The organism is Bartonella sp. bp_1, assembly GCF_055808085.1.
Window position 1 is genome coordinate 1178677 of record NZ_CM147851.1, and the last position, 14087, is coordinate 1192763.

The window sequence follows — 14087 nt, forward strand, 5'->3', positions numbered from 1 at the left end:
CGATTTCTTCTTCGGCTCTCTTTACTTAGCCTCTTTAATTTCGGAATTTATCTATGCGTACCAATCGTTGGCTTACCCTGCTTTACTCTATCATCCTGCTTGGTGGCGTTATTGTTGCCCTGCCCAATCTCTTTACCGAAGACCAGATACAAAGTGCTAAAAAACACTTTTCTCTGATTCCTGATACACGTGTAACGCTGGGGCTTGATTTGCGCGGCGGCTCTTCACTGATCCTGCAAGTTGACGAAAAAGGGCTCAAGACTGAACAGACAAAAATAGCCATGGAAAAAGTGCGCAATGAATTGCGCAATGCTAAGATCAGACCTGATTCCATGCGCATGATCGATGATGCCATCGTTGTTGCCATTGCCGACAGCACAAGCCGTGAAAAGGCTGTCAAGGAATTACAAAAGATCATTTCACCTGTTGCAGCCAGCACTTTTGGTTCCTCGATCAATGATCTGGAAATTACAACACAAGACAACGCAATCCGCATTACCCTGACACAAGCTGGCATTGATTACCGTATCAATAATGCCATCGAACAAAGTATTGAAATTATCCGCAACCGTGTTGATCAGGTCGGCGTTGCCGAACCATCAATCCAGAAAATTGGTAGCGCCCGTATCCAGGTACAATTGCCCGGTTATGACAACCCGAAAGAATTACGCAGTCTGCTTGGCGATACCGCTAAAATGACTTTCCATCTGGTGCGCAGCGGCGTTAATCCGGCCTCTCCACCTTTGGGTGTCACCATGATGCCCGGTTATGACGACCCAAACCAGACCTATCCAGTTGAAAATCAGGTATCCTTGGACGGCGCAACATTAACAGACGCCCGCGCCCGTTTTGACCAATCCGTTCCCGGCGGGCAGGTTGTTATTGACTTTACCCTGAATTCAGAAGGTGGCGCCATTTTCCGCCAGATCACACAAGAAAATGTCGGACGGCCTTTTGCCATTGTTTTGGATGGAAAGGTACTAACAGCACCACGTATCAATGGTGTTATTCCTAACGGAAGAGGTCAAATTACCGGTTCTTTTGACCTGAAAGAAGCAACAAAAATTTCAGCCCTTTTACGCGCTGGCGCGCTTCCAGTACCACTGACAGTCGTTGAAGAACGCACTGTCGGTCCCGACCTTGGTGCAGATGCTATCAAAATGGGACTTTATACAGGTATAGCAGGCTTTGTTCTGGTTGCTGTCTTTATCTTCCTACTTTATGGCATGTGGGGCCTGATTGCCGATGTGGCCTTGGCTCTCCATACCGTTTTAACCTTTTCTGCCTTAAGCCTTCTAGGCGCAACACTCACATTGCCAGGTATTGCCGGTATTATTTTGGGTATTGGCATCGCTGTTGACGCCAATATCCTAATCAATGAACGTATCCGCGAAGAAAGTCGTAAAGGCATGGGCGCCATGGCGGCCCTTGATCGCGGCTTTAAACATGCTTTTGCAACAATCGTTGATGCCAATGTCACGGCTGTTATCGCAACTATTCTGCTTTACTGGCAAGGCACAGGCGCCGTACGTGGGTTTGCCGTTACAATGTTGCTCGGTATCATCATTTCAATGTTTACCGACATCACTCTCGTCCGCATTATCATGGCGTGGGTCGTCAAAAAACGTAAGATGAAAACGCTGTCCATTCAGCCTTTCTTGAACTTCATTCCCCAGCACACAAATTTCCGGTTCATGAATGCCCGCTTCCTTGGGATCGGTGTTTCTATCGTACTATCAATCGCCTCGATTACCCTTTTCTATAAGCCCGGCCTTAACTATGGCATTGACTTCAAAGGCGGTATCCAGATCCAGATTACCACAAAAACACCTCCCGATCTCGGTCTGCTACGCAGTTCGTTGCAACAACTTAACATCGGCGAAGTTGCCCTCCAGAATGTCAACAATCAAAACTCGGTTATGATCCGCCTCCAACGTCAGGAAGGCGGCGAGGAAATCCAGACACGAACAGCCGATCGCGCGAAACAGGAGATCCAACAAATCTATCCTGATGTTGTTTTTGGCGGTATAGATATTATCGGCCCGACCATATCAGCCGAACTGGCACGCAATGGCCTTATCGCCGTGGTTCTGGCCTCTCTTGCCATGACAGCCTATATCTGGTTCCGTTTCGAATGGTTCTTTGCCGCCGGGGCCATTGTTACACTGGTTCTTGACACAACCAAAATGGTCGGTGTTTTTGCACTCTTCCAATTTGACTTCAACCTCACAGCTATCGCAGCCCTACTCACCATTGTCGGCTATTCTGTTAACGACAAAGTAGTCGTCTATGACCGCATGCGTGAAAATCTGCGTCTCTATAAAAAAATGTCCTTGCGCGAAGTTATCGACATGTCGATCAATCAGGTTCTGGTCCGCTGTATTTTTACCTCGACCACAACGGTTCTTGCCATGTTGCCTATGGCCATTTGGGGGGGAGCAGCCGTACATAATTTTGCCGTCCCCATGGTCATCGGTATTATTATCGCAACCTCATCCTCGATCTTTATTGCCGCACCGGTTCTGCTCTTCCTTGGTAACTGGTGGCACAACCACAATGAAGGGCGCGAAAGTAAACAGGTTGTCTCCAAATAAAATAAGGCGCGGCCATATCCGCGCCTTATTTTTTTATAAAAACCAATACGATAAAACAATCACATGAATCAAAAAGAAAACTGAATCATTTTACAAAAACCAATCAACACCCCATTGATTCAACAATAAAAACAGGAAAAAGACCACAACATGCCTCATGATGAGCCTCTCATAACAACGATTGTTGTAGGCCTATGTTTGGCTTTCCTTTTCGGCATCATTGCCAATCGTCTACGCATCTCGCCACTGGTCGGATATCTGTTAGCTGGTGTTCTCGTCGGCCCCCATACCGGCGGCTTTTCTGCCGATCCAGAACTGACAGACGAACTGGCTAAAATCGGTATTATTTTGCTTATGTTCGGTGTTGGTCTGCATTTCTCGTTAAAAGATCTGCTCTCTGTCAAGGCCATCGCCCTTCCCGGCGCCATTGCACAAATGACCCTCGCGACCTTCCTCGGTTTTTCACTCGGCTGGTTAATGGGCTGGAACACCGGTGCCAGCCTTATCTTCGGTCTATCACTTTCTACAGCCAGTACCGTTGTCTTGTTGCGCGCCATGCAGGAACGTCGGCTAATCGAAACAGAACGCGGACGCATTACTATGGGCTGGTTGATTGTTGAAGACATCGCCATGGTCTTTGCTTTGGTTCTTGTCCCTGCCCTCGCCGGCGTATTGGGCGGTCACGAAAACAGCTACCCCGATCCCATTGCCAATTGGCTCAATGTTGGAATTTGGGGCATTATTGCTTTGACACTTGTCAAAGTCATTCTTTTTATTGCCGTCATGCTCGTAGTCGGGCGTCATGTTATTCCGTGGATTTTAAAAATTACCGCACAATCAGGCTCCCGTGAATTATTCCGTCTTGGGGTTCTGGCTATTGCTTTAGGGGTTGCATTCGGTGCAGTGCAACTATTCGGTGTATCATTGGCATTGGGTGCGTTCTTTGCCGGTATGATTATGAGTGAATCGGAATTAAGTCACCGCGCAGCAGAAGAAACTTTGCCCTTACGTGACGCCTTTGCCGTTCTGTTCTTCGTATCGGTCGGCATGCTTTTCGATCCTTTTAAATTATGGACTAATTTCTTCCCTTTACTTGCAACACTCTCCATCATTATCATTGGTAAATCGACCGCAGCTTTTTTACTTGTCCGCCTTTTCCGTCATTCCAATGGAACAGCTTTTACTATATCGGCCAGCCTGGCACAGATCGGGGAGTTTTCTTTCATCCTTGCTACGCTTGCCACAAGCCTTGGCATACTGCAAAATGATGCATGCGATCTCATTGTCGGCAGTGCCATCTTATCCATTCTACTAAACCCGCTGGTTTTCATTGTTACCGAAAAGATCAAGACACGGCTGGAACATAATCAACAATCAGCCAATGATCCCAATAGTATTCTCGATATCGATCCTGATGAACTATTAGAGGAAATATTTGTCTCTTCCCAAACCGGCCATACAATTGTTATCGGTTATGGACGCATCGGTGAAAAAGTAACTTCACTTCTACATCAAGCCAATACACCACTCGTCATCATTGAAGATAGCTTGCGCATCCGGCAAAAAATCGCAATCGACAATGCCGACATCATTGCCGGAAACGGTATTGATGAAAAAACGCTTGAAGCGGCTAACATCAAAGCAGCAACAAAGCTGGTTGTCACCATTCGCAATACATTTGAAACAGGCCAGATTGTTGCCTCGGCACGCCGTATCAATCCAACACTGGTTATTGTTGCCCATGCCATTGCAGATGCTGAGACAAAATATCTTCTTGACCTGGGCACCGATATTGTGGTGACGGATGATCAAGAAATCGCTAATGGTATGATTGAATATCTTTTGGGCAAGCGGGATATGAATATTGTCCGTCCCCAAGCGAACGAACAAAAGGCGCGACAAAAAGGAAACAGCCCGCGTGAAACTGCGTAAATACATATGGCCGCTGGTAGGTGTTGCAGCAATGATCTTGTCAATTCGCGTCCTTTATCGCGAATTTTCAAATCCCAACAGCGACCTTTCACAGCTTTCGCTACACGAACTGTTCGAGCGAATCGGCAATCTTAATTTGCATCATTGGGTTCTTGCCTGTTTTTTCACAATGGTTGCCTACGCTGCACTGGCCGGCTATGACCGCATTGCACTACAGCATTTAGGGCGAAAAATATCTTTAATATTCATAGCTTTGTGTTCATTTACAACATATGCCTTATCACATAATATCGGTGCTTCTGTCTTTTCCGGTGCTGCCGTACGCTATCGTGCCTACAGTATGAAAGGCCTTGCCGGCTCAGAAGTCGCTATCCTTGTCGGTTTTTGCTCTTTTACATTTGCTCTAGGTACAATCCTTCTATCCGGTTTTGTACTGGCTATCCGGCCGGAAATGATACTGGTGCTACGCCCTTATCTCGTCAATTATGTCAGCCCTGAGATTTCGGACACAGTGTTGACAGGCACAGCCTTTACAATAGGCCTTGCTTTGCTCGGTCTGGTCTTGCTCTATATCCTTGGCAGCCTACTCGGCATGCGTCCACTCAAAATCGGCAAAAAATTCAAGATTTCCTACCCAAATCCTAAAATTGTCATCCAGCAATTGATTATTGGCCCGCTTGAACTGATCGGTGCCGCAGGAATCATTTACGCAGCCCTTCCGGATGCTTCCAACCCCGGCTTTATCATCGTTCTAGGAGCTTTTTTGGCATCTTTTACTGTCGGGCTTCTTTCCAATGCCCCCGGCGGCGGTATCGGTGTACTCGAAATCGTCTTCATTAACATGATCCCTGATATTGATGCCGCCGATCTTCTGGTTGCCTTGATTGTCTTCCGCCTACTCTATCTTATCATCCCACTCTTTATATCGCTCTTTCTGGTCGCATTATTTGAGATCCAGCAATATATTGAACGACACAAGAGCGATGACAGACACATAGAGCCAACACAAACACCGCCAGACAATTAAGGTTTTTCTTCTGGATTACTTATTTACGGCGGACAATTTCAATACCGACAGCCCCCGGCCCAAGATCAAGTTTCTCAACCCTTACGCAAACTTCACGCACCAATTCGTGCGCTAAAATAAGGGCGGCAATTCGTTCAGCCAAGGTTTCAACCAATGGCACATGCCCAAGCGCAACCAGATTACGAATACCATCGGTAATCAGATCATACGAAAAAATGTGACTCATATCCTCAGGGTTTAATGACAAACGCGCAACATCCGCTGTCACATTAAAACGGACATTTTGTTTCCGGCCATATTCATGCTCATAGACACCGATTTCTATTGGCAATACAAAATCACGCACCAATATCCTGTCTGTACCGATATCAGGTAAGCGTCCATCCAACCTGTCACGGCGCAAACGCGGAAGAAGCATACGGATCATACGATTTGTAGCATGATGGCCAAACTTGCCCTCAACCAATGGATGATGAATTAAAAAACCCATCCAGTCTGGAGAAAAAGGCAACAGACGCGGAATGTCCGGTGCTTCCAAACCGCCCAGAATACCAACCTCCAGATGATGGCGATGTGTTTCAAGCATAAAAGCCCCAAGAACGGAAATATCAATCTGTGACAGCACAGACTGCGCCCCATCCTGCGCCATCACAAAGATACCCTTGAAGCCTATAGATTCAAGCAAGGAGGGCCACGCCATATCCAACGAACCATTGGCAACCGAAACAGCACCTATCAGCGGATAACTCCCTATATCCGGTTTTAAAAGCCGTACCTCATCCAACGCCTGAAGGTTATCCAACTTGATACAAAGAAAATCCACATCAAGACCGATATCATGCTGATTAAAAGCACCAAGCTCTGCAGGGGTAACGCTCAACATGACCTTAAGACCGGCTGGTATCTCAAGTCCGTCAGGTTGTTCATTGATCTGTTCATAGTCAAACTGGATCATATCTGCCTTGGCGTCCAGAGCAATCGGCAAATCGCTAAAACTATCAAGATGAACAACAAGTCCGGTCATAATGTTACCTGTATTCAGTTACGGATAATCCGCAATCCCTTATCCATTTTCAGCAATTCATCAAGAACACTTTTTGCACTTGCTTCGATCCGTTCATCGGGCGCAAAGATATCATCCTGTGTTAGATACTGACCATAATGAGGTACCGGAACAGTCTCCAATATAGGCACCATCTTGACGGCATTGACCATAAGGCGTGCCGTTTCCACCGAACGGATACCACCTGATACACCACCATAGCTTAAAAAAGAAACAGCCTTATAATTCCATTCGTGATTAAGATAGCTCACAGCATTAACAAAAGAAGACGGTGGCAGATGATCATACTCAGGCAAGACGAAAACAAAAGCATCCGCACGGGAAATAACACTGCTCCATGCCTTGGTGTGCTCATGCTCATACTTGTGCATTCGAGGATGATGGGGTTCATCAAAAACCGGTAGATCAAAATCGCCAATATCAACACGTTCAACGTCAAAAGCACCGTGATTTTCAGCAAATGCTACAAACCAATCCGCAATCTTTGGCCCCTGCCGTCCCGGACGTGTCGATGTAATAATAACTTGCAGACGTGGCTTCATTGTCTTTTCCTATATCCTGGTCACCTGAAACAACAAAAACATACCAATCAAGGCATATAGAATCCTTAAAGCCGACCAAGCAGAACGACAAGCAAATATACGCATTAAGCCTTATATTTGCTTTATACCTACATTGCCGATAAAAGCGGCACAATCAAAACGCGGGCAATGTTGCGCCGATCCATCTCGACAACTTCGAAGCGGAAACCATCCGCCTCAAAACTTTCCCCAACTGTCGGCAAATGGCCAAAATGCCACAACATATAGCCTGCAAGCGTTGTATAACGATCAGCATCATCCACCAGATCACTGTCCAGAAAACCGCTCAATCGACGTATATCGGCAAAACCTTCGACAATAAGGCTATTATCTTCCTTACGTTCAACAATGACCGGCTCCTCGTCGTCATCGGGGAAATCACCTGCAATGGCTTCCAGAATATCGGTAGGCGTCGCGACGCCTTCAAAAGAACCATGCTCATCCACCACAATAGCCAGTTGGACCGGTGACCGACGCAACTGCTCCATTAAAGGCAAAACATTGGTGTTTTCATGCACAACCAAAGGCTGGCGCATAGCTTTCTGCCAATCCATTTTTTTGCCTTCGGCAAGATCTAGCAGCAAATCCTTTGTCAGCGCAACGCCAACAAACTCATCAACCTTCTCGTGCGCCAGAATAATACGGCTATGCTTGAAAGCCTGCAAATCCCGACGCATTTCATCCTCACTGCCAGACAAATCCAACCACTCAACCTCATTACGTGGCGACATGATTGAGCGGACGGGCCGATCTGCCAAGTCCAGCACCCCACGTATCATTTCTTTTTCTTCCGGCAAAAAAAGTTCGGTTCCTGCCGCTTGCTCAGCGATAACATCGACAGTTTCGCTCAGAATACTATCCTTCTTTCCACCACCTAAAAGTCGTAAAACAGCGCCTGCCGTACGTTCACGCAGGTCATTGGTGCTGACCAATTTTTCACGGTTGCGACGTGCAATCTGGTTGAAAGCCTCAATAAGCACTGAAAAACCGATAGCGGCATAAAGATAACCTTTTGGAATATGATGGCCGAAACCTTCAACAATCAGGCTGAAACCGATCATCATCAAAAATCCGAGACATAAAATAACAACGGTTGGATGCTTGTTTACAAATTCCATCAATGGTTTGGATGCAACCAGCATCACAACCATCGCAATAACAACGGCGATCATCATAACGATCACATACTCTTCCGATAGCATGCCCACAGCCGTGATAATGCTATCAAGCGAGAACACCGCATCCAAAACCACAATCTGGATAATCACCTGCCAAAAAATAGCATGTTTGAGATTTCCACTTTGCGCCTGATGTCCGCCTTCAAGCCGCTCATGCAACTCCATCGTGCCTTTGACAAGGAGAAAAATACCGCCAACAAGCAAGATGATATCTCTACCCGAAAAAGCATGTTCCCATATATGGAACAATGGCTCCTTCAGCGCCATGATATGCGCCATATAATAGAGCAACACCAACCGCATAACGAGGGCACAACTCAAACCGATGATACGTGCGCGATTATGCTGGTGAGGTGGAAGCTTTTCAGCCAGAATAGCAATAAAGACAAGATTATCGATACCAAGAACAATTTCAAGGACGATAAGTGTCGCGAGCCCGATCCAAGCCTGAGGGTCGGCAATCCATTCCATTATTTCAAACCTTGTGAAATTTGTGGGGCAACGGCATGATGCAAGCACACATATTCCTTAAACTTAAAGAACATACATACCATAAAATACAACATCGACAAACGCTGTACTATAAGATCATTTGAAGAAATAACCACAAGCGGCGCCGAACGCCGCATGCGACAACTATAAGGATCGTCAGAATTTTGGTCGGGCATTACGCTCGATCATCCTCCGAATTTATATGAAATAATATACGTCCTATCATCATAACGTTTATAATGGATATATTTAAACAAGACTTCAAGTAGCCAAACCATTTTCCAGCAGGATAATTCCACTCCACATGAAAATCACCAACATTAAAGCTGGACAATAATAATCAGGAAGGCTATAGAACCGCTCGTTCGATGATTTTCAACGACACTGTGGGTGATTAGCTCAGTTGGTAGAGCAGCTGACTCTTAATCAGCGGGTCGTAGGTTCGATCCCTACATCACCCACCAATAAAATCAATAAGTTAGACGTAAAATTTTCATTTTAAAATATGATGGTTCTTCTTGGGGTAACCGCTGGGGTACCCCAAAGGCACGACTGACAATGGCTGTAATTGTCTGAAAATGCCTATATTGAAATAAAATGATATTTTGATATTTTAAAAACAGCGACATAATAAGACCCCTACCGTCTCTCAACGATGCGCACCGCTTGGGGTTGCTTATTCGCCCATGATATTAACCACCTGCGATTATCCGGCAGAATGGCGAACTCATGGGCTTCATGAACGTGCTTAAAACCACTCAACCAACCAGCACGTAAAGCAATCAGGGGAGCTTTAGAACCTGTGACAGCCGGAAAGACGGCACAAACATTTACAGACCCATTGGCGTGCCATGGGCACAAAGGCCATCAAGGAGCAATCCTCGGTGGCTTTTGCTTTATTTACCTGTGTAGCATAACGGTTAATGCCCGCTGCTCATAACAGCGTTGATATTGGTTCAAATCCATTCGCAGGTACCAATTACGGCAGAATGTGAGAGACAGGATTTTAATCCTCTGCTAAAAGCATCTCGAACATTCATGAGAGGTTTCCATGCACTCTTTTTTTAAGGTTATATCAAATCCAATAATCATTTTAATGGCTTGTGGGATGGTTTTAGCTGGGTGTAGCCATGCTCAAGACTACACCCTAATTCAATGTGGAAACCGAGTTCAATCATTCCAAAGCCCTAGATAAGGGAGTGATTATTTCCGTTTCTTTTTATGCCGCCATTCCCACGGCAACTCGAAGGTTCCCTGCCAGACACCAGCGCTTTTATAAATAGCTTCTTTCTGATAGGGAGCATAACGGCCTTTTGAGTAATGCGGCCAATCAAGAGCATAACCATTCTTGACCATGTAAGAGCCTATGTCTTGGCCGTCATATCGAGAACAACGGGCAACAAAGCGTTTATAGCGGTCTTTATATTCAGGTGTGCAAATTACAGGCTGTGATTGATCAAGCCATTCAGAAAGCGCAAGAGCAGACTTTTGACCGCAGCGATATGAAGCACCCTGCCCGTCAGTGCAGGTTTGACGGCTTTCTGGTGCATCAATGCCCCATATTCGAATACGCTGACCTTGTATGTCGATTGTGTCGCCGTCCACTACAGAAGCGCGACCGACGATAGGTTCAAAGTCCTTTGCAATGGCAGGCAAGGATAACAGGAAGATAAGAAAGGCAATAGAAAGGCGCATTATTCAGCGCCCCATGGTTTTATACCTTTTGCAATCGCAGAACAAGCAAGAGCAACCATCAAAGGGATAACGACCTCTCTGCCATCTTCACGACGAGTTCCTTTATCATAGTTTTCAACTGTTGCCTTGGAAATGCCAAGAGCTTCAGCTGCTCGTGCTTGTGTGAAGCCCATTTCTTTACGCCAGTTCTTGAAATCTTCGGGTTTCATGTTATATTCCTTTTTACAGTGAAGGAGGTTACAGACTTTCTTCGAAGGTGGACGGGGCTTTCGCCCCATCCGATTTTGCTATTCTAAGATTATTGTTAGCTGGAAACCAAACAATCTGATCTTAAAAACAAATCTTCGAAGTTTCATCTTGTAACCTCCTTTCTGTTTATGAAAGCTTGATTGCTTCCATGTGTTTATATATATCGTACTCAGTACGAATTGTAAAGCATAAAAACACATAAATCTGAAAATATTTTTGCTTATTTTACTGCTTATCAATAGCTGTTTTCTGCGTTGCAGGAACAACAAACACCCAATCAACTGAGCATAAATAAGAAAAACGGCAAAAGCTCAATAAGCATTTTACCGTTTTGAAGTGTTGCAATTTTATTGAATGGTTTTGATCTTTTCCGGCTGGAAACCTGCCCAGTGGTTTTTGCCAGCTACAACAACCGGTACCTGACGATAGCCAAGCGCTTGAATATAAGTTAAAGCTTTGTCATCTTTGGTTACATCAATGATCTGATATGCAATGCCTTGTTTGTCCAGCGTACGATAGGTGGCATTACACTGTTGGCAATCTGGCTTAGAATATACTTTGATCATTTACTCCTCCGACGCATAACAATGTCGTAACCAAGAGCATTTGCAAATGTGATAAAGTTTGTCATTTTTGGATCACGCTCACAATTACGCCAGCTATAAATAGTCCTAATCCCAAGACCTGATCTCAATTCAAAATCAATCCGCCCCATTGTTTTGCAAATATGCTTATCCATGAGGTGAGTTACAGTACGAGATACATCGCCTAAAATTATTTCATCGTCACAACTATCCACCTTGCCACTCCACAGTCGCGGCAAGCCCAAATTTGAACCAATCAAGTTTATAAATAATAGCGTTCACAATACACGTATACATTTTGTGAACGCAGTTGACAATATATATTCTATGTTTTTTTAGATACTCACGTTATGGAGCAATAAGAAGCGCTTGCACTGGTGCAAAGGCTACCAATTCGGCATCATAAATTGGCGGGACATTAGCGCCATCAAGCGTGTAGCGATTAGGCAATTGACCTTCTTTCACTCGACGCAATAAAACCCGTCCATCGGAGAGCCAGACTAAATTATTGCGTAAAAGCATAGCAGCAGGATCAATATCCCGCTTTTCAAGAATCACAGCGACAGATCCGTCAAACATAGCAGCCGGTGTATTTTCCGTCTTATACTGGAGAGCATATGCTCCAATGCCGAGCTTAATATCTACCTGCACATTTTCATAGTCATAATCATCGGGGAAAAAGACAACTGAAAAACGGTCATCAATTGTACCTCTAATCATTAGCTGATGATTTTTTTCCATATTATCTAAAGCTTGAAGAAATTCATATGGCTTACCACCTAATTTTTCAGCCAATTCACGCGGCGTTACCTTCAGCACCTTAGCCATTTCAATCAGGTTGTCTTCCTGAATGTTTCTCTTGCCTTTAAGAATATATGTTATCAACGATCTATTCGAGATACCGCTACGTCTACCAAGCTCAGCATCAGAAGAGATACCAACCTCAACCATTTTTCGACGAACCCATTTAATATCTACTTGATTATCAATACTGGTCATATCTCGCTCTCATTTTGTTAACGCGTACAGCAGTAAAGAACATTATGTCAACATGCACAACGTAATTAAACTAAATATTTCATAACCGGTTGATTTTTTGTTAACGCCCCCTTGCTCTTTTTGTTAACATTTTGTATACAAATGAAATGTGAGGCGCATTGGCTTCGTTTTTTTAGTGTTTTTGTTAACAAAATGTTGACTTAAAAGGTTTGACGATGAGCGATCTACTACAGCAAACATCAGATAAATGGGCGCAGGGTTATTCTATCGCCAATATCGCACGATTGTTGAATATTAAATACAATGTCGTTTTAGAATTGATGGCTGCTCACCCAGCTTCTTTTTTGAGAAAAGGTGATGAGTCGTGCTTTGCGTATGACCCTATAAAAGGTCGTATGCCGCCAAAGGTCCCAGGCAGTAATGGTATTCCTGCTTATCTAATAATGTCAGGTCAATGCCGATTTCCGCTGTGGGGCGATGCGGAAAAGCCAACATCAATATCATTGATGTGTGGTGAGCCGATTGAAGTTGATGGTGATTGCTACTGTAGCTTTCATCACAAGTTAGCCTACACATTCGCTCCAAAAAGCGTTTTGGAGGGTTGAATGACGCATACAAAAGCAATCCCCCAAATTGATATTAACAACGCCTCGCCAGAGCAACTACGTCAACACGTGGAAGTTTTGCGCTTTAAATTGGAAAAGGTGATGCCAGATGATGGCGATATCTCTGCGTTGCAGATCCATTACAACCTCACGTCACAACAAGCGCTCATATTGGCTGCGCTTTCTAATGGAAGGTTATGGACAAGCAGCCAGTTAATGAGCGTAGCGGCACAATGGAAGGCAGATGTTGATCGCCAAGTTGTCAAAGTGCAGATCAGTCGGTTGCGTCACAAACTTCCCAAATCAATCGAAATAACAACCGAGTGGGGCGTTGGTTATCACGTCACACATGGGATTGAAGAACTTCAAAAAGTTATCTCTGAAATGAAAGGTGCTTAAAATGGAAGATGAAACCCAAGCCATTGCCGTTGGACAGTTACGTTCTTTCATAGAGCGTATTGAGCGTTTGGAAGAAGAAAAGAAAACAATCGGTGACGACATCACGGATGTTTATGCAGAAGCAAAAGGCAATGGTTTTGATACTAAAGCAATGCGCGAGATAGTGCGTCTACGCAAAAAGGAAGACCACGAGCGCGTCGAAGATGAAGCAATACGATCGCTTTACATCGAAGCATTGGGCATTGTGATCTGATGACCATTGCCAGCTTCACCATGCCAACCCCACCAAGCACCAATGCGCTTTTCAGCAATAGAAAAGGCATTGGTCGGGTCAAGACGGCGAAGTACAAGGACTTTATCATGATGGGTGTGGCCTCAATCCGCAACCAAAAGATCAAGCCGGTCAAAGGCAATGTCCTGATCCTTATTGGTGTAGAACGCATGTCGGAGCGAGCAGATATAGACAACCGCCTGAAAGCCCTTCTGGACGCAATTGTAACTGCAGGAACCATTGAAGATGACCGTTTTGTTACGGCTCTTGCAGTTTCTTGGCTTCCAAAAGCCAATGGGCTTTCACACGTTTCTATCCTTCCAGTCAGCCAAACCACGCTGACGTTTCACCCCTCACAAAATGGCACAAGTGGCGGGTGGTTTATCAATGTGCCCCAACCTGAAAACAAGGAGTAAGA

Annotated in this window: 14 protein-coding genes and 2 tRNA genes; 9 read left to right on the forward strand and 7 right to left on the reverse strand. The window is 45.0% G+C overall.

Going from position 1 to position 14087, the window contains the following annotated elements:
* Nucleotides 1-53: 53 nt before the first annotated feature.
* From secD to ACYZ97_RS05855, 3 genes are all read left to right on the forward strand, one after another.
* Nucleotides 54-2594 (forward strand): protein translocase subunit SecD, encoded by a 2541-nt coding sequence (secD, locus tag ACYZ97_RS05845; protein WP_473300524.1) that lies wholly within the window; start codon nt 54-56, stop codon nt 2592-2594.
* Between the two features lie 150 nt (nt 2595-2744).
* Nucleotides 2745-4526 carry a cation:proton antiporter domain-containing protein gene (locus tag ACYZ97_RS05850; protein ID WP_473300525.1) on the forward strand — a complete coding sequence of 594 codons (1782 nt, stop codon included), beginning with the start codon at nt 2745-2747 and terminating at the stop codon, nt 4524-4526.
* Entirely contained in the window at nt 4513-5553 is a 1041-nt protein-coding gene (locus tag ACYZ97_RS05855; RefSeq protein WP_473300526.1) for a lysylphosphatidylglycerol synthase transmembrane domain-containing protein, read from the forward strand. Before ACYZ97_RS05850 ends, ACYZ97_RS05855 begins: the two co-directional genes overlap by 14 nt.
* 19 nt (nt 5554-5572) lie before the next feature.
* Here ACYZ97_RS05855 and ACYZ97_RS05860 read toward each other — a convergent pair whose 3' ends face one another.
* The 3 genes from ACYZ97_RS05860 to ACYZ97_RS05870 form a co-directional block, all read right to left on the reverse strand.
* On the reverse strand, nt 5573-6577 hold the full coding sequence (locus ACYZ97_RS05860) for a dihydroneopterin aldolase (protein WP_473300527.1): 1005 nt from the start codon (nt 6575-6577) through the stop codon (nt 5573-5575).
* A 14-nt stretch (nt 6578-6591) separates the two neighbouring features.
* Nucleotides 6592-7158, reverse strand: a complete 567-nt coding sequence (locus ACYZ97_RS05865; protein WP_473300528.1) for an NADPH-dependent FMN reductase — start codon at nt 7156-7158, stop codon at nt 6592-6594.
* 128 nt (nt 7159-7286) lie between these two features.
* Nucleotides 7287-8846, reverse strand: coding sequence for a TerC family protein (locus ACYZ97_RS05870; RefSeq protein WP_473300529.1), 1560 nt, complete (start codon nt 8844-8846; stop codon nt 7287-7289).
* A 409-nt stretch (nt 8847-9255) separates the two neighbouring features.
* On the opposite strand from ACYZ97_RS05870, the gene ACYZ97_RS05875 reads away from it, so the two are divergent.
* Both ACYZ97_RS05875 and ACYZ97_RS05880 read left to right on the forward strand, forming a co-directional pair.
* Nucleotides 9256-9331: transfer RNA gene (locus ACYZ97_RS05875), tRNA-Lys, on the forward strand.
* A gap of 438 nt (nt 9332-9769) precedes the next feature.
* A tRNA-Ile gene (locus ACYZ97_RS05880) sits at nt 9770-9845 on the forward strand.
* A 225-nt stretch (nt 9846-10070) separates the two neighbouring features.
* On the opposite strand, the gene ACYZ97_RS05885 is transcribed toward ACYZ97_RS05880, so the two are convergent.
* The 4 genes from ACYZ97_RS05885 to ACYZ97_RS05900 all read right to left on the reverse strand — a co-directional run bounded on the left by ACYZ97_RS05885 (nt 10071) and on the right by ACYZ97_RS05900 (nt 12394).
* Nucleotides 10071-10562 carry a thermonuclease family protein gene (locus tag ACYZ97_RS05885; RefSeq protein ID WP_473300530.1) on the reverse strand — a complete coding sequence of 164 codons (492 nt, stop codon included), beginning with the start codon at nt 10560-10562 and terminating at the stop codon, nt 10071-10073.
* Entirely contained in the window at nt 10562-10771 is a 210-nt protein-coding gene (locus ACYZ97_RS05890) for a helix-turn-helix domain-containing protein (RefSeq protein ID WP_473300531.1), read from the reverse strand. Before ACYZ97_RS05890 ends, ACYZ97_RS05885 begins: the two co-directional genes overlap by 1 nt.
* Before the next feature lie 387 nt (nt 10772-11158).
* Nucleotides 11159-11377, reverse strand: coding sequence for a glutaredoxin-like protein NrdH (gene nrdH / locus ACYZ97_RS05895; RefSeq protein WP_473300532.1), 219 nt, complete (start codon nt 11375-11377; stop codon nt 11159-11161).
* A 366-nt stretch (nt 11378-11743) separates the two neighbouring features.
* On the reverse strand, nt 11744-12394 hold the full coding sequence (locus ACYZ97_RS05900; RefSeq protein WP_473300533.1) for a helix-turn-helix domain-containing protein: 651 nt from the start codon (nt 12392-12394) through the stop codon (nt 11744-11746).
* A 215-nt stretch (nt 12395-12609) separates the two neighbouring features.
* Here ACYZ97_RS05900 and ACYZ97_RS05905 point away from each other — a divergent pair, with 215 nt between their 5' ends.
* From ACYZ97_RS05905 to ACYZ97_RS05920, 4 genes are read left to right on the forward strand one after another with little or no spacing between them, the layout of a single operon-like run.
* Nucleotides 12610-12999 carry a hypothetical protein gene (locus ACYZ97_RS05905; protein ID WP_473300534.1) on the forward strand — a complete coding sequence of 130 codons (390 nt, stop codon included), beginning with the start codon at nt 12610-12612 and terminating at the stop codon, nt 12997-12999.
* Entirely contained in the window at nt 13000-13398 is a 399-nt protein-coding gene (locus ACYZ97_RS05910) for a helix-turn-helix domain-containing protein (protein ID WP_473300535.1), read from the forward strand.
* Between the two features lies 1 nt (nt 13399).
* Complete coding sequence (locus ACYZ97_RS05915) at nt 13400-13651, forward strand: DUF2312 domain-containing protein (RefSeq protein ID WP_473300536.1); 252 nt, start codon at nt 13400-13402, stop codon at nt 13649-13651.
* Nucleotides 13651-14085: a RusA family crossover junction endodeoxyribonuclease gene (locus tag ACYZ97_RS05920; protein WP_473300537.1), complete on the forward strand. Its 435-nt coding sequence runs from the start codon at nt 13651-13653 to the stop codon at nt 14083-14085. Before ACYZ97_RS05915 ends, ACYZ97_RS05920 begins: the two co-directional genes overlap by 1 nt.
* Nucleotides 14086-14087 lie beyond the last annotated feature (2 nt).